We start from the raw sequence: 24852 nt of genomic DNA, 5'->3' as shown, positions 1-24852 counted from the left end.
TCCAGGAGTCCACCATGAACACCGCCACCCGCACCGCCCAAGGCATGGCCTTCCCAAAAGACGCGCCGGCTGCTGCCCGAAGCGCGCTGCGCCTGCTGCAAAACCTGCGTCATGGCGCACTGATCTTGCAACTGCCCGATGGCTCGCAGCGCCGCTTTGGCGAGCACCCGCAACAGCACACCATGCATACGCCCAAGCACCCCAGCGCCAGCATCACGCTGCACAACTGGAACGTGTTTGGCGCGGCCCTCAAGTCTGGCGACATTGGCTTTGCCGAGAGCTACATCGCCGGGGACTGGAGTACACCCAACCTGACCGAGCTGCTCAAGGTGTTCTCCGCCAACCGCCAGGAGGTCGATGCCATGATCTTCGGCACCTGGTTCGGGCGGCTGCTTTACCGCGTCAAGCACCTGCTGCATCACAACAGCCGCGCCAACAGTCGCAAGAACATCCACGCCCATTACGACCTGGGCAACGCGTTTTACCGCCTCTGGCTGGATGAGACCATGAACTATTCCAGCGCCTGGTTTGAGGGCGACTTGTCCCGCCCCTTGCTGGAGGCGCAAAACGCCAAGGTGCGCCGCGCCTTAGACATGGCTGAGGTCAAACGCGGCGACCGCGTGCTGGAAATTGGCTGCGGCTGGGGCGCGCTCGCCGAGCAAGCCGCCGTGCACCGTGGCGCAACCGTGGTGGGTGTGACGCTGAGCACCGAGCAACTGGCCTACGCCCGTGTCCGCATGCAGCGCCTGGGCGTGAGCAGCGGTGCGCACGGGCATGCTGACCTGCGCCTGCAGGACTACCGCGACATTCCGGATGGGCCGTTTGACGCAATTTGCTCCATCGAGATGGTGGAAGCGGTGGGACAAGCCTATTGGCCCGAGTACTTTGCGACCGTGAGCCGTCTGCTCAAACCCGGCGGGCGGGCTTGCGTGCAAAGCATTGTGATAAACGACGCGCTGTTTGACCGCTATGTGGCATCGACCGACTTCATCCAGCAGTACATCTTTCCCGGTGGTTGCCTGCCCTGCCCGCGAGAGTTTCGTCGCCAGGCCCAGGCTGCGGGGCTGGAGGTGGTGGACGAATTTGCATTTGGCGCCGACTACGCCGAGACGCTGCGCCGCTGGCGCGATGCCTTCCTGGCCCGCAAGGCCGAGGTCGCCACGCTGGGCTTTGACGAGCGTTTTATGCGCATCTGGGAGTTCTACCTGGCTTATTGCGAAGCCGCATTTGACACGGGTGATATCAGCCTGGTGCAGTACACCCTGCATAAACCTGCCGCGATTTCGCTATGAAAAATGTAGCTGCTTGCGCAATATTGGCGCTGACCGGGTGCCTGTATGGCTTGCGAATTCAGGCCCAGCCCCTGCCGCCAGAGCTGCGCCCCACCTTGCCGGTGGCCAGCCTGTCAGGCCAGGCCAAGTTGAAGTTCTGGGGCTTGGAGGTCTACCAGGCTACCCTGTGGATCGCACCCGGATTTGCCGAGTCAGCCTATGAACAAAGCCCGTTTGCGCTCGAGCTGGCCTACCTGCGCGACTTCAAGGGTGTGGACATTGCCAAACGCTCTATGGCGGAGATGCGTCGCCAGGCGCCTATCAGCCAGGCGCAAGCAACCGCTTGGGAAAACCAGATGCGGGCGCTGTTCCCGGATGTGAACACCGGGGACCGTATCACCGGCGTGCACCAGCCCGCCACGGGCGCGGTGTTTTGGAGCAATGGCCGCTTGCTGGGTGAAGTGCGCGACCCGGCCTTTGCAAAACTCTTTTTTGGTATTTGGCTGTCCCCTCAAACGTCTGAGCCGCAATTGCGCCGCGCGCTGCTGGCGCAGGCCAGATCACCGGCGCCGGTGGGCGCAGCACCATGAGTCTTGGCAAGGCAACGGACATGCAAGCAGCGCCCCAAACCTGGAGCGTGGATGACGGTGTGCGTTATGGCCTGCTGGGTTTGCCCTTGGCGTTTTGCGCCCTGCCGCTGTATGTGCTGATGCCCAATCTGTATGCCCGCCAGTGGGGGGTGTCGCTGGCGGCTTTGGGAGCCGTGCTGTTGGGCGCACGCCTGCTCGATGCGGTGATTGATCCACTCCTTGGCCGTTTATGCGACCGCTTGTATGCCACCTCACTACAAGCGGTATTGGCAATGGGTGCATGGGCGGCTGCCCTACTGGCGGCAGGATTTTCTTTGCTGTTCATGCCGCTGGTGCGTGAACCCACGGCGCTGCTGTACTGGGCAATGTTGTGGCTGGTGCTGACCTATGCGGCCTACAGTGCCTTGTCGGTGGCGCACCAGTCGTGGGGCGCCATGCTGGGCGGCGATGCGCTGTACCGCAGCCGCGTGGTGGCCTGGCGCGAAGGACTAGGCTTGGTGGGCGTGCTTCTGGCGGCCATCACCCCCGCGCTCCTGGGCGTGCCCGCCATGCTGGCGCTGCTGTTCGTCGGTTTGGTCTGTGGCTGCTGGGCCTGGCGCGGAGCGCCTCAACCCGAACGCCGTCACCACGCGACGACAGGCGCTGAACCCACGGCACCCGGCGCGCTGTGGCACCCATGGCGCAGCCCCGACTTTCGTCGCCTGCTGGGCGTGTATCTGCTCAACGGCATTGCCAGTGCTATCCCCGCGACGCTGGTGCTGTTTTTTGTGCAAGACCGTTTGCAGGCCAACGAAGCCATGCAGTCCGCGGTACTGGCGGTCTACTTTGTATGTGGCGCGCTGTCCATGCCCATGTGGTTGCGCTTGGTAAGCCGCTGGGGGCTGGCGCGCAGCTGGCGCTTTGGGATGTTTTTGTCCATTGCCGTTTTTTTGGGCGCGAGCCAGCTCGGTGTTGGTGATGCGCTGTGGTTTTTGCTGGTGTGCGCCTTGTCGGGCATCGCTCTGGGGAGCGACTTGGCCCTGCCAGGCGCACTGCTGGCCGGCATCATTGCCAAGGCCGGTGACCGCGGGCGCGCAGAAGGGGCCTACTTCGGCTGGTGGAACTTTGCCACCAAGCTCAATCTGGCGCTGGCCGCCGGCCTGGCCCTGCCATTGCTGGGCTGGTTGGGCTATACGCCCGGCGCGCGGGATGCCCACGCGGCTACTTTGCTCACGATTGCCTATTGTCTCCTGCCGTGTGGGCTCAAAGCCCTGGCGGCCGGCGCTCTCCATTTTTTCATCATCCAACCGACGGCCCAGCCGCATACACCATGAAACAACGCAGCTTTTTTGACCGATCGCGCCTCTTCGTCGCCGTCATATTTACGGCTTTTCTGGGCGCATGCAGTACGCCGCAGGTTCAGGACTACGCCAAGGAAACCCCGGTGCTGGAGTTGCGCGACTACTTCAACGGCACCCTGGATGCCTATGGCATCTTCACCGACCGCTCAGGCAAAGTGGTCAAGCGATTTACAGTAGTGATGACCTGCACCTGGAACGGCGATGCTGGCGTGCTGGACGAAGCCTTTAGCTATTCGGACGGTACGACCCAGCGGCGCATCTGGCGCTTGACCCGCCACGCCAACGGCCGCTACACCGGTCGGGCGGATGATGTGGTGGGCAGCGCCGAAGGCCAGCAAAGCGGCAACGCATTCAACTGGACCTACACCCTTGCCCTGCCGGTAGACGGCCGGGTCATAGACGTGCAGTTTGACGACTGGATGTACCTCCTGAATGACAAAGTCATGCTCAACAAAGCCGCCATGCGCAAGTGGGGTTTTGCCTTGGGCGAAGTGACTCTCTCATTTATCAAGCGATAAATACACCATGGCACTGAACTCTCGCATGGCGGACTGGCGCGGTCGTACGGTTTGGCTGCTGGGCGCGTCCACCGGCATTGGCCGGGCCACGGCATCGGCACTGCACGCGCAAGGCGCGAAGGTCGTGGTTTCGGCCCGCAGCGCAGACGCCCTCAACGCATTCGTCGAGGCGCACGCCGGCGCCTTGGCTCTGCCGCTGGATGTGTGTGACGCACCGGCGGTCAAGGCGGCGGCGTCCGTCTTGGGGGCACGGGGCGCGCTGGACTGCGTGGTCTACTGCGCGGGACATTATCACGCCATGAATGCCACGCACATGGACCTGCGCGACCTGCTGCGCCACAACGAAATCAACTATCTGGGCGCGCTCAACCTGCTGGATGCGGTGGTGCCGCAACTGCTGGCGCAGCCGCTGGACAAGCGCACCGGTCAGCGCGCCCACATCAGCCTGATGGGCAGTGTGGCGGGCTACCGGGGCCTGCCCAATAGCCTGGCCTACGGCCCGACCAAAGCCGCGCTGATCAACCTGGCCGAGACCTTGTATCTGGACCTGCACGACCAGGGGGTGGGCGTGTCGCTGATCAACCCCGGCTTTGTGAACACACCGCTGACCCGCCAGAATCAATTCAAAATGCCCGCCTTGATCACGCCCGAGGAGGCGGCGCGTGAAATATTGCATGGTTGGGCACGCGGCGAGTTTGAAATCCACTTCCCCAAACGCTTTACCTGCTGGATGAAAGCCCTGCGGCTTTTACCCTATCCCGCATTTTTTGCGATCACACGCCGCCTCAGACAGGCTTAGAAACTTCATTGCATCCGTTTGGCCGCATTGCATAGGCTTTGCGGTCTCTCACCTGGGTTGGAGCGGAAGCGCTGGACGCCATATAGGTCTGCGATGCACGCGTTAAAGAACGGCAGGATTTAGCCGAAATTCAGCGTACTTTGCGCCACATGTAGGTGGCCTGGCAGCACCCGAACTGCCTGATCGCAGGGCGTATCGTGCAGGGTGAGATCAAAGTTCAATAGGGCAAAGTGCGAGACCTCGTCGGCTGCCAGGGTTATCTTTTACGGCAAGGTTGCAGCGCTGTTACCAAAGCGCCGAATCGCGCAGGTTCCGAAGCCGTTTTCGCGCATGCCGGCGTTGAGCGACGACCCAGCATGCGAGCGTAAGCGCCATGCCTAAGAATGTGACCGCGATCTCTTCGCCTGAAAGCCGGCGCCCGACTACCACAGCACCGACCAGGGTGAGCACAGCGGTTCCAGAAACTATGGCGACAATCAAGGCGGCAACTTTAAACATGACGTTAATACTGGAACTCGTGGTTGGGTGGCGGTGAAACAGAGCGTAAATTGGGTTATGGCAGTGCAGGATTTATCCCGAAAAGTTGCACATCCGAATTGGGGTTAACTTTGTGGATAACTGCTGGCACAACATGAAAATGTGGCGCCACCATTGGCTCTTCTTGGCTATGCTTGCCAAATAAGCAGCACCAAGTTTAGCCGCATGAGCTTCCTCGCTTAGCCGGCCGCAACACTTTGTTGTGCAAGGTGAATCTCAAAATGCGCATCGCTTTCACCAATGTTCTTCAGCCCAGCGCGCTGCGCCGTCTCAAAAGCCTTGGGCCACTTCACAGCCAGGCTTGCCGTTGACGCACTCAACTCACTGGCGTCACACTCACAGGCATCACGCCACGCGCGATACGTCTCCACAACAGCCTCCGCACCACCCAGGCCGCGGTCCAATTCCTTGATGACCCGCAGCTCCGCCGAAATTCTCTCTGCAGCGGGCAACCCCTCAACGCCATGAAGGCTGACGACGTATGGTTCGTTCATAAAATTGAGCTCCAATTAGTGCCTGTATAAATATACAGTATATTGGACTAGGATGCTTTCAAGTTGCCCGTACCACATGAGCCGCAGACGGGGATAACGACCATTGGCTGCAGCCCAAGTGATGACCGAACGCATGCGCTGCATTACACGTGTGACGCCACATATTCCAAACTTGGAATACTGTTTGCTCGGCAGAAGTTGCGGTGTGAGTTTGGCGACGATCGTCAACCTGTTTGAGCAATCTTTTTTTTCAGTCGCCCTTTGTTATATCGGGCTGCTCACTGATACTTCAGGAGCCGTCCTTGATCATTCTGGGCTGGCAATGGCAAATATGAGGATGGAGCCGGATGGATTCGCGGGGCTGTTTTCGGTGACGCGACGATCTCCACGCTTGGGGGCAACGCCGTTTCAAGCTGGCAAGTCTGTCCGGGCAGTGAGCGTAGGAGCTACCGGTGCAACAGCGAGCTTGCCGTTCCGGCGCAAGGCTTCTGTGGTCTGGCTTTTTCCGTTGGGCGACCAGCCGGGCGGCATTACTATCAACGCCAACTTGTGCAGCCACCTGGGCGTGTGGCGCATGTCGCTCCACAGATCCATCCATTGTTGAAATTCCATGGTGAAAATGTTGTGCGATCGCATCGGTTTGACCAAACCATAGATGCACGGCTCCTCTGCACGCTCTTCGCGATAAGTGCCAAAAAGCCGGTCAAACACAATCAGCACGCCACCGTAGTTTGCATCCAGATAGTCCAGGTTGGATGCGTGGTGCACGCGGTGGGCCGACGGTGTATTGAGCACATACTCCAGCCAGCCCAGCTTGGGTATCCAGGTGGTGTGTAGCCAGAACTGATAGAGAAGATTGAGCGACAGGGTCGCCAGTACCACCTGAGGACTAAAACCCACCAGCACCAGCGGTATGAAGAACAGGGTGGTGCCGGTCAGCTTGCCTGTCCAGCCCAGGCGGAATGCGGTGGACAGCGTGAGCTGGTTGGGTGAATGGTGCACTGCATGCGTGGCCCAGAAAAAGCGAACGCGATGCGCGGCACGGTGGTACCAATAGTAGAAGAACTCCAGCCCAACAAACAGCAGGGCAAAGAGCAGCCAGGAGTTCATCTCGAGAGTGAACAGGCGGTGTTGCCAGACCCAGGCAAACACCGGGGTGGCAATGTTCAGCGGCAGCAGCGCGATAAGGCGCCGCCCCAGCATGTCGCCCATCGACAACCATGCCTCCGACCAGTCGAATGTGCCGGGCTTGCGCCGCTGTAGCACCAGCGCCTCCAGCAGCGAGAAAAACAGCACTACCGAGGTGCCGATGATTTGGGTGAGTACCAGTGTGTTCATGGCTCAATCCATTGGAAAAACTTTGATGAATGAAACTATATGAGCTAAGCTCATGTTTTCATACTCGCGTTTCGCGCATGCTGTCATGAAGAAAAAAGCCGTTAAAAATCAAATGGTTACGCGCAGAAAGCCGTTGCAGGAACGCTCGCAGCAGAAGATTGAACTCATATTGGAGGCCGCCACACGGATACTCGACAAGGAGGGGCTGAGCGCCCTGACGACCAACCGCATTGCCGAAGTGGCCGGTATCAGCATTGGTACGCTTTATCAGTATTTTTCCCAGAAGAACGACATTCTGGTCATGCTGGGTCAACGCGAAATGCAGACCGTAACCAACCGGGTCGTAGCGCTGCTGAGCAACCCGGATCGGGACCCGGGGGAAGACCCGGCCCGTATGCTCATCCAGGCCGTCTTCGGTGCATTTGGCGGCCGTTCCCGGGTGCACCGGGTGTTGCTGGAGAACGCCCTGATGCAAGGGTCTGGGAAACTGCTCGACACCCCGCCCAATCTCATTGCCAACCTTCTTACCTCCTGGGGCGTACCGGGCCGCAGTGGCAAGTCCGTTCGTTTCAGCCCGGCACAGGCATTTGTGATCACACAGGCTTTTGTCGGTGTGACCCGTGCAACCGTGAGTGGCCATGCCCCAAACATCCCCAAAGCCGAGATTGAAGAAGCATTGCTGCAACTGATTAAGGGCTTTCTGGCAAAGACGGATCAGGCGCAATAAACAATGCTGTTTGGTAGATGAATTGATGCTTTGACGAAACTCTGGCCGCAGAGCAGCGAGGCGACTTCAGACGTATTCTGCAGTGCTGGTGTGGTAATACCTATGGCGCGCTGCGGCGCCCGTCAGTTCCCGGGTCGTTGTCGTCTGAAGCTGTACTGCGAATAACCAGAACAGGCACAGGTGCCAGCCTCAAAATCTGCTCCGCTCTGGGAAGGCTGTCAGTTCGGCTTCAGGCCTGCGCCATGAATCAGGCGACCCCACTTTTCTTTCTCGTTGGCGGTGAATGTCTTGAGTGTGTCGCCGGTCATGGCCAAGGGGTCGATGCCGAGTTGAAGCAGTTTCTCTTGCACGTTCGGGCGGGCCAGGGTGCTGCTCACAGCCGCAGCCAGGATGCGTGCGGTTTCAGGCGGTAAACCTTTTGGGGCGTACAACACGGTCCAGCCGACAAGCTCGTATCCGGCGACACCCTGTTCTGCAATTGACTTCACACCGGGCAGAAGCTTGCTTGATTTCGCCGAGGTGACACCGAGTGCCTTGACCTGGCCATTTAGTACAGCCGTACGCAGCGAAGTGATGGTGTCCACCATGTACTCCACCTGACCGCCTATCACTGCGGTGAGGGCCTGCGCGCTGCCTTTGAAGTCCACGGGGAACATGGGTGCTTCGGCTCGCTGCTTGAACAGCTCATGCGCCATCCGGCAGGTGGTGGTGGAGATGGCCGTGTTCAGTCCATCTGGCTTGGCTCGGGCGGCGCGAACCAGATCTGGAATGTTGCTGATCGGGTTGTTGGGTGCGGTGACGTAGACAAGTGGCAGGATGCCGACCATCGCGATTGGCTCGAAGTCTGCCTGCGGGTCGAAACCCGGATTGGTATACAGAAACGAATTGGCCGCATGCGTGGCATTGGTGCCGATCAGCAATGTATAGCCGTCGGCAGGAGATTTGGACGCGATCTGCGTGCCAATGTTTCCGCCAGCGCCTGGGCGGTTGTCGACAATGATGGGCTGATTGAGTGCTTTGGCCAGCTCGTCACCTACGTAGCGAGCGGCGATGTCCGTGCCCTGACCGACGGCGTAAGGGACGATCAGCTTGATGGGCTTGGACGGATAGGCTTGTGCATGCCCTGCCGAAGCAGCGAATCCAAACGCCAGAGCCGCGAAACTTTTAAACAGGGGATGCATGAGGTCTCCAAAGAAAGAATATTGTGGAAATCAAACGTTCTGGCGCATGGTCCGATCAGCGACGGCTGGCCTGGGCAGGTATCTGCGGATAGGATGCAGACATGGGGTCAGGGGCCAGTTTTGTGCAACCATAATCGTAATTTAGCATACGAATTTTCGAATGTATATAGATTTGCAGGCCGTAAATACTTTTGTGACCTGATATCGCACCGCCTCAATTCAGGGCTGGTCTTTTCCCGCTTGCGGCGTTGTCTGCAAGAGGCGCTCAATCTCCCTGTCGGTGTAACCCAGCTCCTGCAGTATTTCATGACTGTGCTCGCCGTGAAGTGGCGGAGGGCGCCGCATCCTTGCGCGCTCGCCGTCAAAACGAAGCGGCTGTGCTATGCCCTTCAGTTTGCCGAGCACTGGATGCTCGTAGTCAAACTTCATGCCGCTGGCGCTCGTGTGTGGATGCTCGGAAAGCTCTCCCAACGTATGCAATGGCGAGCTGGGAATGCCGGCCTCGTCAAGTGCCGCCAGCCACCGGTCACGGCCATGTTTGCGAAGCACCTCCGATACCAATGTGATGGTGGCTTCACGGTTGCGCACGCGATCAGCGTTGGTGCGGTAGTCCTGGTGATCTGCAATATCTTCAAGATCAGCCAGCTTGCAGAACCTTTTCCATAGTGTGTCGTTGGCAACGCCGAGTATCAACGGCTTGTCCGCCGTTTCAAATGCCTGGTAGGGGCAGAGCGATTCATGGCCTGAGCCGGGCTTTTGTGGCTCCGTGCCACGCTCCCAGAAGCTTTGCAGGAAGTAACCCAGCATGCCTGTCGCAGTATCGAATAATGATGCCTCGACGGTGCCGCCGCTGCCTGTGCGTTCACGCCGGTACAGCGCCGCCAATATGCCGATCAGCGCATGCAGTCCGGTGGCCTGGTCTACCGGAGAGAAGGGACTGCGCACTGCAGGTCCATTGGGCTCGCCGGTGATGGACAGCATGCCGGTAAAGGACTGCAGGATCACGTCGTAACCTTTGCCTTCACGCATGGGACCGACGCTGCCAAAACCCGAAATATCGCAATAAATAAGCCTTGGATTGCAAGTCCTTAGCGTTGCAGCGTCTACGCCCAGCTTTTCCGAGACGCCCGGGCCAAAGCTGGCAATCACCACATCGGCCCACTTTGCCAGTCTGTATATAGCGCCTCGGCCAGCATCGCTTTTCAGGTCCAGGCACAGGCTTCTCTTGTTGCGGTTTGCACTGAGGAAGACCGCGCCTGTCCTGTTGTTGTCGGGTGCTTCCCTAAAAGGCGGCCAGTGGCGTGTTTCATCGCCCTGGCCTGGTGTTTCTACCTTGATGACATCCGCGCCCATGTCGCCGAGGTATTGTGCGCATAGCGGCCCGGCAAGCACTTTGGACAGGTCGAGGACACGGATGCCGTCGAGGGGCGATGGGGTCATTGAATGCATCTTCCTATGTGGGGTGCGCGGTTGCTGGCGACTTTCATGAAAGCTCTAGTGTAAGGTACAGTAGCATACAAAATATGCGTGGCTGCTTGCTCGCGCTGTGAGGTGACTGTTTTTTTAGTGACCGCGGAAAACGGGTGCGCGTTTTTCAAGGAAGGCATTGACCGCCTCGCGGTGATCCTCTGTATAGAAGGCCACCATCTGGTGCTCAGCTTCCAGGTCAAGCAATGTGTTCAGGCTACCGGTTGCCGCTACTGCGAGGTTTTTCTTCAGCAATGCCTGCGCGATGCGCGGGCCGTTGGCAAAGCGCAAGGCGAGCCGCTGGGCTTCACGGGCCAGGTCGCCTGGTTCAAATATGCGCGAAACAAGGCCCATGGTTCTGGCCTCGGCCGCGTCGATTGCATCACCCATCAACAGCAGTTCGCGTGCTTTGGCGTTGCCGACAATGCGGCTCAGGTTCCAGGATGCGCCGAAGTCACTTGCCACCGCGATATTAATGAAGGATGTACCAAATCGGGCCGTTGTTGACGCGATCCTCAAGTCGCAGGCGCAAGCCAGTGCAAGTCCCGCTCCCATGGCTGAGCCGTTGATGGCAGCGATGACAACCTTGGGCATGGCGGCCAGCAAACCGGGAATAAGATGCGCCTGCTTGAGGGACGCCAGCCGCTCAGCCTTGCCAACCGGATCAATGTCGGCCATGCGCTTGATATCGCCGCCTGAGCAGAACGCCTTGCCATTGCCTGTGATGACGATTGCGCCCACATCGGGGTTGTCTGCGCAGGCCTTCAGTGAATCCAGTAGCCTGTCCCGCATGTCGGGTGACAGTGCATTGCGACTTTCGGGGCGGTTGAGCGTGAGTGTGGCCACCCTGTCCATGACAGACTGTGTCAGGATGTCGTTCATGATGGGTTCCCCTTCTGGAGTGTCAATCCGATGGAATAAACTGGCTGCGCACTTCACGGCGCAGTACCTTGCCCACATTGCTGCGGGGAAGGCTTTCGACGATATGGATAGCCTTGGGTGTCTTGACTGCACCCAGCCACTGGCGTGCGAATTCCATCAATTGCTCCGGATGGGCCGTGGCGCCGGCGCGCAACATGACGGCCGCCTCCACGCGCTCCCCCCATTTTTCATCAGGCACGCCAAAAACCACGGCTTCCTGCACGGCGTCATTGCGGCAAAGCACATCTTCCACATCAAGCGGGTAGACGTTGAACCCACCTGAAATCACCACGTCACGCAACCGTCCCTTGATGAACAGATAGCCACGTGCATCAAACATGCCGATGTCACCGGTGTGCACCCAGCCGCCCTTGACGGTTTGTGCCGTGATGTCCGGCATTTCAAGGTATTCGATCATGCGGATGTCACCACGAATGATGATCTCACCGGTTTCCCCCACGGGCAGGATGCTGCCGTCCGGTCCGGCTATCTCCACATGCGACAGCAGTGTCGGCCTGCCGGCAGAGGCGAAATCTTCATCGCTGACAACATCATGTGCACGCATCACGGTTGCGACAGACGAGGCCTCGGCCTGGCCATAGGCGGATTCGATGACATTGCCAAACAGCGCACGCGCCTGTTTGAGCTTTTCAACGGTCGCCGGTGCACCGCTCCATATCAGGTGACGCATGTGGCTTAAATCCATCGCGGCAATGCCAGGCACTTCCATCAGCATATACAGCAGGGTGGGTGGCATCCAGGTCATGGTGGCGCCGAATTTTTCCAGCGCTCCGGCAATCGATGCCGGGCGCGGTTTTTCAATGATCACACAACGCCCGCCGCGTGAGAGCACGGGCAGCATGAAAGCGCCGGCGCCGTGCGTCATGGGGGCCGTGAGCAGGTAGACCTCGTCTGCCTGCAAATCAAAAGCGGTGGCCACCGTGGAGGCTACCGTGTTGACGGTCCGGAAGGATTGGACGACAGCTTTTGGCCGGCCGGAAGAACCGCCGGTGAACTTGATTGCATTGGGCTCCGACGGATCGGTGCCCGCGAAAACAGGCTTCTCCCCATGATGCTTACTGACCAAGTGCGCGATGGTTTCGTGACTGTCTTCGTCATGGCCATGTATGCCGGTGTAAATAACCGGCATGCCGCATGTATCAAAACCCTCTGCATGCGCCGCATCAATAATGAACAGGTCCGGTTTGACCAGCGCGACCTGGCGCTGGACTTCGGCCTTCGCATCGCGCGGGTTCAACGGGATCAGCCAGAAGCCGCCTGCATGTATGGCCATGATGCCTATGGCCATCTCCAGCGAGTTGGGGGACAGCACGGCCACCCTGGGCCGCCGTAGCCCTGTCAACTGCTGGATGGCGGCTGCCAGCGCGCAAGCCTGTGACAGCAGTTCGCTGAATGTCAGTGTGCGCTGCTCGTCCTGGAAGGCGATGGCATCCGGCGTTGCCCGCGCCGCCTTGACGAGCAAGTCTATGGGAAACATGGCAGTTTAAAAATTGACTTGGGAACTGCCTTTGAGCTGGAGGATTTCCCGGGCTTCGTCCGGAGTGGCGATCTCGAGCCCCAGGCCTTCGAGAATCTCGCGCACCTTGCTCACTTGCTGGGCATTGCTGGATGCCAGTTGGCCTTTGCCAATCCACAGGCTGTCTTCCAGGCCGACCCGCACGTTTCCGCCCATGGACGCAGCCATGGCCGCAACCTTCATCTGGCTGGCGCCGGCGCCCAGTACTGACCAGCGGTAGTCTTCGCCGAACAGGCGGTCTGCCGTGCGTTTCATGTGTATCACGTCATCCGGATGGGTACCTATGCCGCCCAGGATGCCGAACACCGTCTGGACAAAAAACGGTGCTTTCACCAGGCCGCGCTCGACAAAATGCGCCAGGTTGTAGAGGTGCGAGGTGTCGTAGCACTCGAATTCGTAACGGGTGTTGTTGACAGAAAGCTCTGTCAGAACGGTTTCAAGATCGCCATAAGTGTTCCGGAAAATAAGATCCTTGCTGCCTTCCAGGTAAGGCCGCTCCCAGTCATGCTTGAATTCCTTGAAACGGTTGAGCATGGGGAACAGGCCGAAATTCATGGTGCCCATGTTCATCGATGCCACTTCGGGCTTGAGCACTTTCGCCGGCTGCATACGCTCCTGCACCGTCATATAAGGCGAGCCGCCAGTGGTCAGGTTGATGATGGCCTTGCTGCGTGCCTTGATCTGCTTGAGGAAAGGTGTAAAGGCTTCGGGCCGCTGGTCCGGTTTTCCGGTCACCGGGTCGCGGGCATGCAGGTGGATGATGGCGGCGCCGGCATCCGCTGCGGCAATCGACGCTTCGGCGATTTCATCGGCCGTCACCGGCAGGTAGGGGGACATCGAGGGAGTATGGATGGCGCCCGTGACGGCGCAGCTGATGATGACTTTTTTCTGCTGGAACATGTCGTTTCTCCTGTTGAGTGGCTGGATTCCGGACATGTATTTGTCCGGGTTGACGAGTCAGGTTAAGGGGCAGTTTCAGTTAATGACGGCGCGGCCGTTGTTTAAAACCAGTACATCCCGTTCTGCAACCCTTGCACGAAAGCTTACCGTCTGGCCATCACGCCAGATGTCGGTGAGCAGTGTTTCGCCCGGGTAAACAGGCGAGCTGAACCTGAGCTGCAGGGAGCGCAGGCGTTCAGGCTGGTTGCCGCAGCATTCCTGCAAAATTGCGCGGGTGGCAACACCGAGTGAGCACAGGCCGTGCAATATTGGTCGTTCAAAACCTGCCTTGCGTGCGAGTGCGGGGTCAGCGTGAATGGGGTTGTAGTCGCCGCTCAGCCGGTAGATGAGCGCTGCGCGCGGCAGTATGCTGATGGTGACGCTGGTGTCGGGCGTGCGCTCGGGCAGCGCGTGTGGCGCTGGTGCCACGTCCAGTGTGCCGCCGCTGCCGCCATCACCGCGCAGGAAGTAGGTCGAGTCCACCGTACTGACCAGGGTGTCATCGCCTTTTTCGCGTAATTCCTTGCGCATGAAGAGCAGGGATCCCTTGCCAGGCCCCTTGTCCAGTACGCCGGTGATTTTGTAGCGGCCGACATAGGTCTTCCCCGGCTCCAGCAGCTTGAGGATTTCAAACGCCTGCTCGCCATGCAGCAATTTGACCCAGTTGACTTCCAGCTCGGGGTTCATGATCCAGCCACCCGGATGGCAAATCACGTTGACCTGCGAGGGGAATATCTTCAGTCCCTTTTCGTACACAAACTGCAGGTCATCGGCTTCTTCGGGCCTGTCGCCGACGCCTATGCCCAGCGCATACAACATCGCATCGCGCGGTGTTGCGGTGTGTTCGAGCTCGGGAAATTTGAGTTGAAGCAGTTTTTCGAGATTCATGTTGTCTTCATGGCTGCGTGGAATAGTCGGTTTAAAGGAATGGAGCGGGATAAGTGCCTTCAGTCCTGCGGCTGCAGGCGGATCACCCGTTTGCCAAAATTTTCCCCCCTGTAAAGGCCGGCAATGGCATCAGGCGCGGCGGCCATGCCTTCGAGGATTTCCTCCCGGTACTGCAGGCTGCCATTGCGAACCCAGCCAGCCAGCTTTGAGACGGCTTCTTCATAGCGGTGTTCATAGTCCCACACCAGGAAGCCCTGCATGCGTGCGGCCTTGTTGAGGAGGTGACGCTCAACTCTCGGCCCGGCTGGCCAGGGCTCCCAGTTTGAGACCGACGCTGTGCCGCAGATGACGATGCGTGCGCCTTTGTTGATGTGGCGAACAACCGCGTCCGAGATTGCACCCGAGGTGTTGTCGTAGTAGACATCCACACCCCTGGGGCAGGCTTGCACCAGCGCATCGACAAAACCGGCACTCTTGTAGTCAACCGCTGCGTCATAGCCAAAGTCCTCCAGGCACATCCGCATTTTCTCGGGGCCGCCGGTGATGGCGACGGTGCGGCAACCTGCCAGTCTGGCGATTTGCCCTGCGGCCGAACCCACCGAGCCGGCTGCGGTAGACACCACCACCGTGTCGCCGGGGCGTGGCTCGCCCACTTCCGTGAGCGCGAAATAGGCTGTCACGCCGTTGATGCCCAACACGCCGAGGGAGAGCGACAGCGGCAGGTCGTCTTCCAGCACCTTGCGGCGTATGGTGCTGCCATCGCTCACGGCATAGGCCTGCCAGCCCAGCATGCCCATCACGCGATCGCCTTCTGAATAGCCGTGGTGACGCGATGCCACCACCACGCCGGCCGCAAAGCTGCGCATGACGCCGCCGACGGGTACGGGATCCGAGTAATTTGCTGCTGCATTGACCCAACCGCGCATGGCGGGTTCGACCGAAAGAAACTCGTTGCGCACAAGGAATTGCCCAGACTCCAGTACCGGCATGGGCGTCTGGACAATTTCGAAGTGTTCCGCCTGCGGAATCCCCTGTGGCCTTGATTTCAGCAGGACCTGCGCGTTGGTTTGGGGTAGCTTGGCCATGTTGTTATTGAAGATGGGTTGTGTCAGCTGTGAAGGCCGAGGATTGAAATGGCCGCAACTCCAAGGTAAGGTACGCCGCCAAGGTTGTGCGCCAGGCCGATGCTGGGACTGCTCAACTGGCGCTTGTCCGCTCGCCCCAGCAACTGGGTGTAGATCTCATAGGCCATGCGCAAACCGGAGGCACCGATGGGATGGCCAAAACACTTGAGCCCACCGTCCACCTGGCAGGGCACACCGTTGCCTTCACGGTCAAAAAAGCCGTCCATCACGTCAAAGGTCGCGCGCCCTTCGGCGGATACAAAAAGGTCTTCCATCGTGACCAGTTCCGTGATGGAAAAGCAGTCGTGTACTTCCATGAGGTCCAGTTGTTCACGCGGGTTGGTGATACCGGCTTCCTCGTAGGCCCTTTTGGCGGCGATGCGTGTGGTGTTCACGTAGCTGCCATCCCATTGGTCGGTGCCCGACTCCACGCCGGAGCTGGTAGCAAGTTGCAGTGCCTTGATGGTGACCAGGTCCTTTTTTCCCAGTGCCCGGGCGATTTCAGGTGTGGTGACGATGGCCGCTGCGCAACCGTCGCTGACACCGCAGCAGTCATAAAGGCCCAGCGGCTCGGCAATCATGGGGGCATTGATGATTTGCTCCATCGTGACCGCTTTTTGCAGATGAGCCTTGGGGCTCAAGGTACCGTTCTGATGGCTCTTCCAGGAAACGTGCGCGATGGCGCGCTTCAGGTCTTCCTTTGATATACCGTGTTTGGCCCGGTAGCCCGCAGCCAGTTGTGCAAAGCCTGCCGGGGCGGAGCCCAGTGGCATCCACATGTCATTGAGTGTGCCCTTGAAGGGCGTGGGCAAGCCGCCGTAACCGGTGTCTTTGAGCTTTTCGGCGCCAATTGCCAGGGCAATGTCCACGGCGCCTGAAGCCACGGCATACGTGGCACCGCGAAGCGCCTCGGTGGCGGTGGCGCACATGTTCTCGACGCGGCTGACTGGAATGCCTTCAAGCCGCAGCGCCATGGCTACGGGTATGGATGAGTTGCCGACGTTGATGGCGTCCATACCCGAGCCGTACCAGGCTGCGTTGATCTGTCTGCGCTCCAGGCCTGCGTCTGCCAGCGCTTCTTCAAATGCTTCCGCCAGAAGCTCGGGTGTGCCCGCATCCCAGCGCTCGCCGAAACGCGAACAGCCCATGCCGAGGATGGCGACCTTGTCTTTGATACCTGTTGCCATGAATGTGTCCTTAGTGCTTTTGTACGGCCGGTGCATGTGCCAGGACATGCAGTGGCCAGTGCTGCCGTGGAACCGGCTTCGCCGGGCCACAGGCGGCGTCCCCTTGAGGGTGGGAGGCGGCTACACGCAGTGGGCCGCAACGGGGGGGGGTCATATCGGCGTTGTTTTCCAGAAATACCGGCGGTAGCCGCGGGTTTTGTCGATTTCCTTGATGCGGTAGACCACACGCAAGGGCATGTCTTTTTCAAGCGCCTGGGCACTAACATCAACGGTCTCCATCAGGAGGCGAGCACCGTTTTCAAACTGCACGAAACCCACATACAACGGTGGCGCGGGATGGTAGGACAGCCAGTCTGCGGTATGGGTCAGTACCTTGCAGGGCACATCCCGCAGGGGGATGGGTTCGAAGTTTTCGCTGCCAGCATGGCAGCTTGGCGCCACACAGTACGCCAGTTGGGGGAATTGCACCGTGCCGCATTTTCTGCATTTACCCGCCACGAAGCCTGCAATCTGCCCGCTGGACCGGTATTGCTCTGTCAGCGAGGTTTTGGTGTTTTTCTCGGCACGCATGCCCCATTCGAGCTCGATGCCCTCGTCATATGCCAGCATGCGCAGGTAGTTGTCCTGTGACTGCGCGTCTGCGAGGGCACCGGCAACCCCGCGCACGGGCTGGAAGCTGCCAATGGCATCGGTGGCGCGAAACACCAGTGCATCGCAGCCCTGGCCAAAACCCATCACCAGAATCAGCTCACCGGGTTTGCAGGCCTGCAACACGTTCGAGAGCATCAGCAGCGCATGGGCCGCGCCGGTGTAGCCGCAATGCTCTTCCAGTCCGTCCGCTTCGCAGCCTGCGGGGAGACCTAATTTTTTGGACAGGGCGGAAGAAACGCCCTTGAACGGCGTGGGCATGATGAAATGGGCAATATCGCCAGCCCGGACGCCCGCATTTGCAAGTGCCGCAACTGCCACGGGGGGCGCGATCTTCAGGTAGCCTTCATCGCGTATCCAGCGCTCTTCCCAGAAGTAATCGTACTTGTTGTCGTTTGAGCGGAAATGGTCAACAAAGGACGCCGTACTGCTGGAGAACCCGAGGAAATCCGCCACGACGTTTTTGCTGCCCAGCGTGAAGGCTGCTGCTCCGGCGCCAAAGCCGATTTCCTGTGTGCTGGCTGGCTTGCCGCGCGGCCTGTCGCTGGCGACCACGAGTGCCGGTTTCCCCCCCTCCACCAGTGCGGCCAGCAGGGCTGAGGTGCCGGCACGCTGGGTTTGGCCGATGTCGAGCGCACGCACTTCTGCAGGTAAATCCAGGGCGCCGCAAACCACCGATGCATTGAGCATGTCTGCAAACGGCATGGTGGTGGATGCCAGCACAACTTTGGCAATGTCGCCGGGTTGCTTTTTGTTCAATGCATCGCGCGCCGCCTCCACAGCCATGGTGATGCTGTCTTCGTCCCAGTTGCAGAAAGCGCGTCGCCCCTTGGCAGCTGAGCGCAGCGCGGGAGCCATCCATTTGTGGGCTGCAGCAATGGCGCTGCGCTCCATCCGGAGCCGGGGGATGTAGCCCCCAAAACCCGTAATGCCATAGGCATTTGTCGAAGTCACGATGAGGCCTTTCGTGTTGCTTTTTCCGTTGGTTTAATATGCATCAATACTATATGAATGGTGGCGGTCTGTGGGGGACGTTTTCCCTGTCATCCGGCCAATCTTTGATCGGGTGTTCAGCCGAATGCCGAAAAATGTATTATGCAATACAATATGCAATCATATCAAATCGGGAGAACTTTCCATGGCTGGACTTTATTTTGAACAGTTTGAGGTCGGACAGACCTTCCGGCACGACATTCGCCGTACCGTGACGGAGACCGACAACCTGCTGTTCAGCACCATGACCCACAACCCGGCGGCCATCCACATTGACGCCGAATATGCCAGGACAACTGAGTTTGGCAAGCCGCTGATGAACAGCGTTTTCACCCTCGGCCTGATGGTTGGAATCTCCGTTGGAGACACCACGCTGGGCACCACCGTAGGCAATCTCGGCTGGGATGAAGTGCGTTTTCCAAAGCCGGTCTTTGCAGGCGACACCCTGCATGTTGAAACGGCGGTGCTTGAGAAGCGTGAAAGCAAGTCGCGTCCGGCCAATGGCATAGTGGTTTTTCAGCACACCGCATGGAACCAGCGTGAAGAGATCGTTGCGACCTGTAAACGCGTAGCACTGATGCACCGGCTTCCGGCCGCCGGCACCAAATAGATCGGGGGGCTGATGAGTACGAGAGACCTGTTCGGCGAAGAGCATGAGCTGTTCAGGGAAACCGCGCGACGCTTTATCGAGGCCGAGATCGCGCCGCACCATGCCCGGTGGGAGATCGATGGTGGCGTGCCTCGTGAACTGTGGCTCAAGGCGGGTGCCGCAGGGCTTCTGGGTTGCTCCATTCCTGAGGCATATGGTGGATCGGGCGCTGACGAGCTTTTCAACTTTGCGCTGGTGGAAGAACTGGCGCGCTCGGGTTTTACCGGGCCGGGCTTTCCCGTGCACAACGAGATGGTCATGCCCTACATCCTGGCTTTTGGCACCGAGGAGCAGAAGCAGCGCTGGCTGCCGCCCATGGTGCGCGGTGAAGTCATAGGCGCGCTGGGCATCACCGAGCCACAAGCCGGCAGCGATGTGCGCGGCATCAAGACGCGTGCGGTGCGTGATGGCGACGACTTCATCATCAGCGGCCAGAAGGTGTTTATCTCCAATGGCCAAATCTGCGACGTGATTGTGCTGGCCACCAAGACCGCCCCTGACGCAAAGGGCGGCGGCGTGTCTCTTTTTATAGTGGAGGCAACGCGCGCCGGTTTTGTGCGCGGCAGGCGGCTCGAAAAGCTGGGCATGAAGGCCCAGGACACCTCCGAGCTGTTTTTTGAAAACGTGCGCGTGCCGGCAAGCAACCTGCTGGGCGAAGAAAACGGCGGGTTCAAGTTGCTGATGAAAAACCTGGCACAGGAACGGCTCACGCAGGCGGTTCGCTCTGCTGCCGTGGTCGAGACAGTGCTGCAGTACACCATTGACTATGTAGCCGAGCGCAAAATGTTCGGGCAGACGCTGGCCGACTTTCAGAACACCCAGTTCAAGCTGGCAGAGATCAAGACAGAGGCCGTTGTCGGTCGCGTGTTTGTAGACCACTGCCTCCGGCTTTTCATGGATCGCAAGCTGGACGGCACCGATGCGGCGATGGCCAAGATGTGGATGTCGAACCTGCATTGCAAGGCGGTGGATGAATGCCTGCAGCTGTTTGGCGGTTGGGGCTATATGTGGGAGTACCCGATTGCACGTGCTTACGCCGATGCGCGTATTGTGAAAATTGCCGGCGGCTCAATGGAAGTGATGAAACAGATCATTGGCCGCAGTTTGTTCAAACCCAAAAAAGATTAATCCATCCATGACGACTCAATCCAGCCGGGGCTTTGCACCCGACCCTTACGCGCCGCTTCGCTCCATGCTGTTCATACCGGCAGACAGCGAGCGCAAACTTTCCAAGGGCGATGCCACTGGTGCAGATGCCCTCATTCTTGATCTTGAAGATGCGGTGGCGCCCTCACGCACCCATATCGCACGCGGGATGGCGCTTGATTACCTGCGCAGCCGAAGCGCTGGCGCAGGCCGCGGCAAGCAGCAACTATGGGTACGTATCAACCCACTGTCGACGCCTGCTGCCTTGCTCGACTTGATGGTTGTTGCGGGCGCACCTGACGGCATCGTTTTACCCAAGGTTGATTCTTCTGCAGACATCGTGCAACTCTCGTATTACCTGAATGCACTTGAAGTACGTGAGGGGGTGGCGCAAGGTTCCATCCGCATCATGCCGGTGGCAACAGAGACGGCCAGATCGCTGTTCACGCTCGGGTCTTACGACGGCTGCAGCGCGCGGCTGGCCGGCCTGACCTGGGGGGCAGAAGATATTGCCGCTGCTCTTGGTGCCAGCACCAACCGCCGGTCTGACGGTGAATACGACTCGGTTTACCAACTGGCCCGTGCACTGTGCCTGTCAGGCGCAGTGGCCGCGGGTGTGCAGCCGATTGATACCATCTGGGCCGACTTCAGCGATGAGGCCGGCCTGGCGCTGGATGCAGCAGCTGCACGCCGGCGCGGCTTTACCGGCAAGATTGCCATCCATCCCAACCAGGTTACGGCCATCAATGCGGCTTTCTCGCCATCCGCCGAAGAGCTGGCCTGGTCTAAAAAGGTGGTCGATCTGTTTGAAGCCAACCCGGGCATGGGTACTGTGGGGCTGGAAGGCAAGATGCTGGACATGCCGCACCTCAAGCAGGCCAGGCGCGTGCTTGAGCTGGCGCAGCGCTTCCCCGCATGAGCGGACCAGCCGTCCTCTATGAGCCAAGGGGGCGGGTTGCACTGATTACCATCAACCGCCCTGAAGCCATGAACGCCATCAATATGGATGTCGGCACAGGCCTGAGTGAAGCGCTCGCGCGCTTTTCTGCCGACCCTGAACTCTGGGTCGCCGTGGTCACGGGTGCAGGCGACAAGGCTTTTTCAGCAGGTGCAGACCTCAAGGCTGTCGCTGCAGGCGGGATGACACGCATCAGCGAAGCCGGAAAGCCCGGCATAGCGGACCTGCTGCGACGCTACATCGAGAAACCTGTGGTCGCGGCGGTGAACGGTTATGCGCTGGGCGGAGGCATGGAGATAGCGCTGGCATGCGATCTCATCGTCGCCTCGGAGAACGCGTCTTTCGGGTTGCCGGAAGTCAGGCGCGGGCTGGTGGCAGCCGGTGGCGGCATGCTCAGGTTGCCGCGCCAGATGCCGCTGAAAACAGCGATGTATCACGTGCTGACCGGCGAACTCATGAGCGCAGCAGAGGCCCTGCATTGGGGTCTGGTGAACCTGGTTGTGCCGCATGATGAGGTGCTTCAGAAGGCGATGGCGCTGGCCGGGCGTATCTGCGCCAATGCGCCGGTGGCGGTGCGCGAAAGTAAGGGTGTGGTGTATCGCTCGCTCGATGCATCCCTGTACCTTTCGGAGGATGCCTGGGCTATCAGCGATGCCGCTGCCGCGTGTAACCGCAGCAGCGAAGATGCGGCCGAAGGGCCGCGAGCGTTTGCGGAGAAACGCTCGCCCGTCTGGAAGGGGCGCTAGGCCCTAGACATCCAGCCAGGTATCGCGGTCAATGCCCGCGTTCTTGCGCGAGAAGCGGATGATCTCTTCAATCGACGCACCGAGTTCTGCCGGGTTTTTGCTGGCCTGCGTCATGGGGCCGTGCTGCCAGCTCTCGGCCACGGCATAACCGTAGCCCCAGGCTTCGAACACTTTTCCGCTGACCTTGCTGGCCTCAGGGCTGCATAGCCAGGTGACCAGCGCGGCAATCCACTCGGGGTCGCGGCGCTCCAGCTGTTCGGGCGTCCATTCACGCAGGCCTTCCGTCATGCGGGTGGTGGCGCGCGGCGCAATGGCATTGACGGTCACGCCGTAGCGCTGCAGCTCACGCGCAGCGACGATGGAGAAGCTCGCAATGCCGGCTTTGGCAGCAGCATAGTTGGCCTGGCCGATATTGCAGAACAGGCCCGAGTGAGATGTGGTGTTGATGATGCGCGCATCGACCGGCTTGCCGGCCTTGCTTTGCTGGCGCCAGTAGTTGCCGGCATGGTGTGCAGGTGCAAACGTGCCTTTCAGGTGGACCTTGATGACGGCGTCCCAATCTTCCTCGCTCATGTTGATCATCATGCGGTCACGCAGTATGCCGGCGTTGTTGACCAGGATGTCCAGCCCGCCAAATGTTTCGACAGCCTTGTCTATCATGGCCTTTGAGCCCTTCCAGTCCGACACATCTGACGTGTCAACCACGGCCTCACCGCCCATGGCCTTGATGGTTTGCACCACTTCTTCGGCGGGCGTCTGGTCATCGCCCCTGCCGTCTGCCGAGCCACCCATGTCGTTGACCACAACCTTCGCACCATGGGTAGCCAGCATCAGGGCATGCGCCCGGCCCAGGCCGCGGCCGGCACCGGTGACCACTGCAATACGACCTTCACATAATTTCATCTCAAACCCTTTTGGACAGTGAATGGGGACTTCTGCTTCCGGTCGTTCAATAGGATTTTGGAAGCTGCAGAACTTTTTCTGCTATGAAGGAAAGAATCAGTTGCGGTGAAACCGGCGCGATGCGCGGCAACATTGATTCGCGGAAGTAACGTTCCACGTGGTATTCCTTGGCATAGCCCATGCCGCCGTGTGTCAGCACCGCAGTCTCGCAGGAGCGAAAGCCCGCTTCGGCGCAGAAGTATTTCGCCGCGTTGGCCTCGGCTCCGCAAGGACGGCCCTGGTCGTAGAGCCAGGCCGCGCGCTGGTAGAGCAGGGTGCCGGCCTCCAGTTCAACCCAGCGCTCGGCCAAAGGGTGCTGCACGCCCTGGTTCTTGCCGATAGGCCGGTCAAAAACGATGCGCTCACCGGCATATCTGGCTGCACGTTTCAGGGCGGCCCTTCCAAGCCCGGTGGCCTCGGCAGCAAGTAACACGCGCTCGGGATTCAGCCCGTGCAGGATGTATTCGAAGCCGCGGCCTTCCTCTCCAATGCGGTCCTCCACCGGTATCTCGAGGCCGTCAATGAACAGCTGGTTGGAGTCAACGCATTTGCGTCCGAGTTTTTCAATCTCGCGCACCTCGATCCTGGTGCGGTCCAGGTCTGTATAAAAAAGACTGAGGCCATGGGTTGGTGATGTGACTTCCTCGATCGGCGTGGTGCGCGCCAACAGCAGGATTTTGTGCGCGACCTGCGCGGTGGATATCCAGATTTTCTGGCCGTTCACGATATATTTATCGCCCTTGCGGATGGCCATGGTCTTGAGCTTGAGGGTGTTGAGCCCGGTATTGGGTTCGGTTACGCCAAAGCAGGCCTTGGCCTCGCCCTTGATGATAGGGGGCAGCCAGCGTGCTTTTTGCTCTTCGTTGCCATGCATGACGACGGGGTGCAGGCCAAACACATTCATATGGATGGACGACGCACCCGACAAACCGGCACCTGAACCGGAGACGGCTTCCATCATGACGCAGGCGTCTGCTATGCCAAGGCCGGCTCCGCCATATTCTGTAGGCATTGCAATGCCGAGCCAGCCGGCCTTGGCGATTGCGGAGTAAAAGTCTTCAGGAAAGCCGCCCTCGCGGTCCTTGCGCAACCAGTAGTCATCGTCGAAATCGCTGCAAATCTCGCCGATGGCGTTTTTGATGGCTGTCTGGTCTTCGCTAAGGTCGAAATTCATGATTGCTCCGCAAGGAAAATCCTATATTTAATATTTGCATATTATATGCATGCGGACTATATTTGCAAATGCCAGCATGGTGAATGCACCGTTTTAATGTTTTTGGTGGTTGCCGCTCCGGGGCCCATGACCGGCATGGTTTGCCTTTGACGGCGTAGCCAGCACCGTGTGCCCGGATGGATATATCAGTTGGCGGGGGCGTCGCCCTTGATGGCCAGGAGGTTTCGCTTGACCAGGTTCAGCATATCCACCAGCGCATTGCGGGCTTCGGTGTCCAGGCCCTCCAGAATGCGCTCGCTCATGTCGTGGCTGCGTGAGCGCATATCGGTGATGATTTGCGTACCCTTGGTGGTCAGGTAGATGCGCTTGACGCGACGGTCGGTGTCATCCGACCGTCGTTCGATGAATTTCGACACCTCAAGCCGGTCAATCAGGCCGCCCAGTGCGGCCTTGCCGATATCCAGCACATTGGCAAGATCACTTTGAATCATGCCGTCATGGCGTGACAAGTGAGCCAGAATCCACCACTGGGAGCGGGTCATGGCCATGGGTTTCATGAACTCGTCAAACACGCTGCGCCGCAGGCGGGAAACATCGTGCATCAAAAAACCAAGCCGGCTGTCCCAGTTTTCAGCGTCCGTCGGCTTCGATTTGGCCTTGGCGGCCTTGGCCTTTGCGTTCGGAAGCTTGGTAATTTTGGTCGGCATGTCGCGTTTCCCTGGTGATTTTTGTGTGCGT

The 24852-nt window shown here is 59.4% G+C and carries 24 protein-coding genes; 10 read left to right on the top strand and 14 right to left on the bottom strand.

What is annotated here, in order from left to right; genetic code table 11:
* The first annotated feature begins 14 nt into the window (after nucleotides 1-14).
* Genes ACFQND_RS20115 through ACFQND_RS20095 form a run of 5 tightly spaced genes read left to right on the top strand, consistent with a single transcriptional unit; the run spans nucleotide 15 to nucleotide 4518 of the window.
* Nucleotides 15-1292 carry a class I SAM-dependent methyltransferase gene (locus ACFQND_RS20115; RefSeq protein ID WP_371438168.1) on the top strand — a complete coding sequence of 426 codons (1278 nt, stop codon included), beginning with the start codon at nucleotides 15-17 and terminating at the stop codon, nucleotides 1290-1292.
* Nucleotides 1289-1861 carry a chalcone isomerase family protein gene (locus tag ACFQND_RS20110; RefSeq protein ID WP_371438167.1) on the top strand — a complete coding sequence of 191 codons (573 nt, stop codon included), beginning with the start codon at nucleotides 1289-1291 and terminating at the stop codon, nucleotides 1859-1861. Before ACFQND_RS20115 ends, ACFQND_RS20110 begins: the two co-directional genes overlap by 4 nt.
* A gap of 20 nt (nucleotides 1862-1881) precedes the next feature.
* Entirely contained in the window at nucleotides 1882-3174 is a 1293-nt protein-coding gene (locus tag ACFQND_RS20105; protein ID WP_371438166.1) for an MFS transporter, read from the top strand.
* Entirely contained in the window at nucleotides 3171-3719 is a 549-nt protein-coding gene (locus ACFQND_RS20100; protein WP_371438165.1) for a DUF3833 domain-containing protein, read from the top strand. Before ACFQND_RS20105 ends, ACFQND_RS20100 begins: the two co-directional genes overlap by 4 nt.
* A 7-nt stretch (nucleotides 3720-3726) precedes the next feature.
* The gene (locus ACFQND_RS20095) at nucleotides 3727-4518 is read left to right on the top strand and encodes an SDR family NAD(P)-dependent oxidoreductase (protein WP_371438164.1); all 792 of its coding nucleotides are present in this window, start codon (nucleotides 3727-3729) and stop codon (nucleotides 4516-4518) included.
* A gap of 716 nt (nucleotides 4519-5234) precedes the next feature.
* On the opposite strand, the gene ACFQND_RS20090 is transcribed toward ACFQND_RS20095, so the two are convergent.
* Both ACFQND_RS20090 and ACFQND_RS20085 read right to left on the bottom strand, forming a co-directional pair.
* Nucleotides 5235-5549, bottom strand: coding sequence for a hypothetical protein (locus ACFQND_RS20090; protein ID WP_371438162.1), 315 nt, complete (start codon nucleotides 5547-5549; stop codon nucleotides 5235-5237).
* 408 nt (nucleotides 5550-5957) lie between these two features.
* Nucleotides 5958-6887 carry a sterol desaturase family protein gene (locus tag ACFQND_RS20085; RefSeq protein WP_371438161.1) on the bottom strand — a complete coding sequence of 310 codons (930 nt, stop codon included), beginning with the start codon at nucleotides 6885-6887 and terminating at the stop codon, nucleotides 5958-5960.
* A gap of 85 nt (nucleotides 6888-6972) precedes the next feature.
* Between ACFQND_RS20085 and ACFQND_RS20080 the strand changes: the two genes are divergently transcribed.
* Nucleotides 6973-7614 carry a TetR/AcrR family transcriptional regulator gene (locus ACFQND_RS20080; RefSeq protein WP_371438160.1) on the top strand — a complete coding sequence of 214 codons (642 nt, stop codon included), beginning with the start codon at nucleotides 6973-6975 and terminating at the stop codon, nucleotides 7612-7614.
* Nucleotides 7615-7832: 218 nt separating this feature from the next.
* Here the strand turns inward: ACFQND_RS20080 and ACFQND_RS20075 are convergent, their stop codons facing one another.
* The 9 genes from ACFQND_RS20075 to ACFQND_RS20035 form a co-directional block, all read right to left on the bottom strand.
* Nucleotides 7833-8795, bottom strand: a complete 963-nt coding sequence (locus ACFQND_RS20075; protein WP_371438159.1) for a Bug family tripartite tricarboxylate transporter substrate binding protein — start codon at nucleotides 8793-8795, stop codon at nucleotides 7833-7835.
* A 219-nt stretch (nucleotides 8796-9014) separates the two neighbouring features.
* On the bottom strand, nucleotides 9015-10235 hold the full coding sequence (locus tag ACFQND_RS20070; RefSeq protein WP_371438158.1) for a CaiB/BaiF CoA transferase family protein: 1221 nt from the start codon (nucleotides 10233-10235) through the stop codon (nucleotides 9015-9017).
* Between the two features lie 123 nt (nucleotides 10236-10358).
* The gene (locus ACFQND_RS20065) at nucleotides 10359-11144 is read right to left on the bottom strand and encodes an enoyl-CoA hydratase/isomerase family protein (RefSeq protein WP_371438157.1); all 786 of its coding nucleotides are present in this window, start codon (nucleotides 11142-11144) and stop codon (nucleotides 10359-10361) included.
* A 22-nt stretch (nucleotides 11145-11166) separates the two neighbouring features.
* Nucleotides 11167-12681, bottom strand: a complete 1515-nt coding sequence (locus ACFQND_RS20060) for a class I adenylate-forming enzyme family protein (protein WP_371438156.1) — start codon at nucleotides 12679-12681, stop codon at nucleotides 11167-11169.
* A 6-nt stretch (nucleotides 12682-12687) separates the two neighbouring features.
* Nucleotides 12688-13620: a BKACE family enzyme gene (locus ACFQND_RS20055; RefSeq protein ID WP_371438155.1), complete on the bottom strand. Its 933-nt coding sequence runs from the start codon at nucleotides 13618-13620 to the stop codon at nucleotides 12688-12690.
* Nucleotides 13621-13695: 75 nt separating this feature from the next.
* Entirely contained in the window at nucleotides 13696-14547 is an 852-nt protein-coding gene (locus ACFQND_RS20050) for a MaoC family dehydratase (RefSeq protein WP_371438154.1), read from the bottom strand.
* Nucleotides 14548-14606: 59 nt separating this feature from the next.
* Nucleotides 14607-15632, bottom strand: a complete 1026-nt coding sequence (locus ACFQND_RS20045; RefSeq protein WP_371438153.1) for an NADP-dependent oxidoreductase — start codon at nucleotides 15630-15632, stop codon at nucleotides 14607-14609.
* A gap of 23 nt (nucleotides 15633-15655) precedes the next feature.
* On the bottom strand, nucleotides 15656-16858 hold the full coding sequence (locus ACFQND_RS20040) for an acetyl-CoA acetyltransferase (protein WP_371438152.1): 1203 nt from the start codon (nucleotides 16856-16858) through the stop codon (nucleotides 15656-15658).
* A 150-nt stretch (nucleotides 16859-17008) separates the two neighbouring features.
* Nucleotides 17009-18460 carry a hydroxymethylglutaryl-CoA synthase family protein gene (locus tag ACFQND_RS20035; RefSeq protein WP_371438151.1) on the bottom strand — a complete coding sequence of 484 codons (1452 nt, stop codon included), beginning with the start codon at nucleotides 18458-18460 and terminating at the stop codon, nucleotides 17009-17011.
* A 184-nt stretch (nucleotides 18461-18644) separates the two neighbouring features.
* On the opposite strand from ACFQND_RS20035, the gene ACFQND_RS20030 reads away from it, so the two are divergent.
* The 4 genes from ACFQND_RS20030 to ACFQND_RS20015 are packed head-to-tail and all read left to right on the top strand — an operon-like array spanning nucleotide 18645 to nucleotide 21998.
* The gene (locus tag ACFQND_RS20030; protein ID WP_371438150.1) at nucleotides 18645-19109 is read left to right on the top strand and encodes a MaoC family dehydratase; all 465 of its coding nucleotides are present in this window, start codon (nucleotides 18645-18647) and stop codon (nucleotides 19107-19109) included.
* A gap of 12 nt (nucleotides 19110-19121) precedes the next feature.
* On the top strand, nucleotides 19122-20276 hold the full coding sequence (locus ACFQND_RS20025; protein WP_371438149.1) for an acyl-CoA dehydrogenase family protein: 1155 nt from the start codon (nucleotides 19122-19124) through the stop codon (nucleotides 20274-20276).
* A 7-nt stretch (nucleotides 20277-20283) separates the two neighbouring features.
* Nucleotides 20284-21213 (top strand): HpcH/HpaI aldolase/citrate lyase family protein, encoded by a 930-nt coding sequence (locus ACFQND_RS20020; protein WP_371438148.1) that lies wholly within the window; start codon nucleotides 20284-20286, stop codon nucleotides 21211-21213.
* A complete protein-coding gene (locus ACFQND_RS20015) occupies nucleotides 21210-21998 on the top strand; it encodes a crotonase/enoyl-CoA hydratase family protein (protein ID WP_371438147.1) in 789 nt (262 codons plus the stop codon). Before ACFQND_RS20020 ends, ACFQND_RS20015 begins: the two co-directional genes overlap by 4 nt.
* Before the next feature lie 3 nt (nucleotides 21999-22001).
* On the opposite strand, the gene ACFQND_RS20010 is transcribed toward ACFQND_RS20015, so the two are convergent.
* The 3 genes from ACFQND_RS20010 to ACFQND_RS20000 all read right to left on the bottom strand — a co-directional run bounded on the left by ACFQND_RS20010 (nucleotide 22002) and on the right by ACFQND_RS20000 (nucleotide 24821).
* Nucleotides 22002-22901, bottom strand: a complete 900-nt coding sequence (locus ACFQND_RS20010) for an SDR family oxidoreductase (protein ID WP_371438146.1) — start codon at nucleotides 22899-22901, stop codon at nucleotides 22002-22004.
* Nucleotides 22902-22947: 46 nt separating this feature from the next.
* Entirely contained in the window at nucleotides 22948-24114 is a 1167-nt protein-coding gene (locus ACFQND_RS20005) for an acyl-CoA dehydrogenase family protein (protein WP_371438145.1), read from the bottom strand.
* Between the two features lie 185 nt (nucleotides 24115-24299).
* Nucleotides 24300-24821, bottom strand: a complete 522-nt coding sequence (locus tag ACFQND_RS20000) for a MarR family winged helix-turn-helix transcriptional regulator (protein ID WP_371438144.1) — start codon at nucleotides 24819-24821, stop codon at nucleotides 24300-24302.
* Between the last annotated feature and the right edge of the window lie 31 nt (nucleotides 24822-24852).

Origin of the sequence: Polaromonas aquatica (genome assembly GCF_042659145.1) — a bacterium.
Taxonomy (GTDB): domain Bacteria; phylum Pseudomonadota; class Gammaproteobacteria; order Burkholderiales; family Burkholderiaceae_C; genus Polaromonas; species Polaromonas aquatica.
Note: the sequence above shows the minus strand (reverse complement) of the source record. Positions and strands in the feature narration are given on the sequence as shown.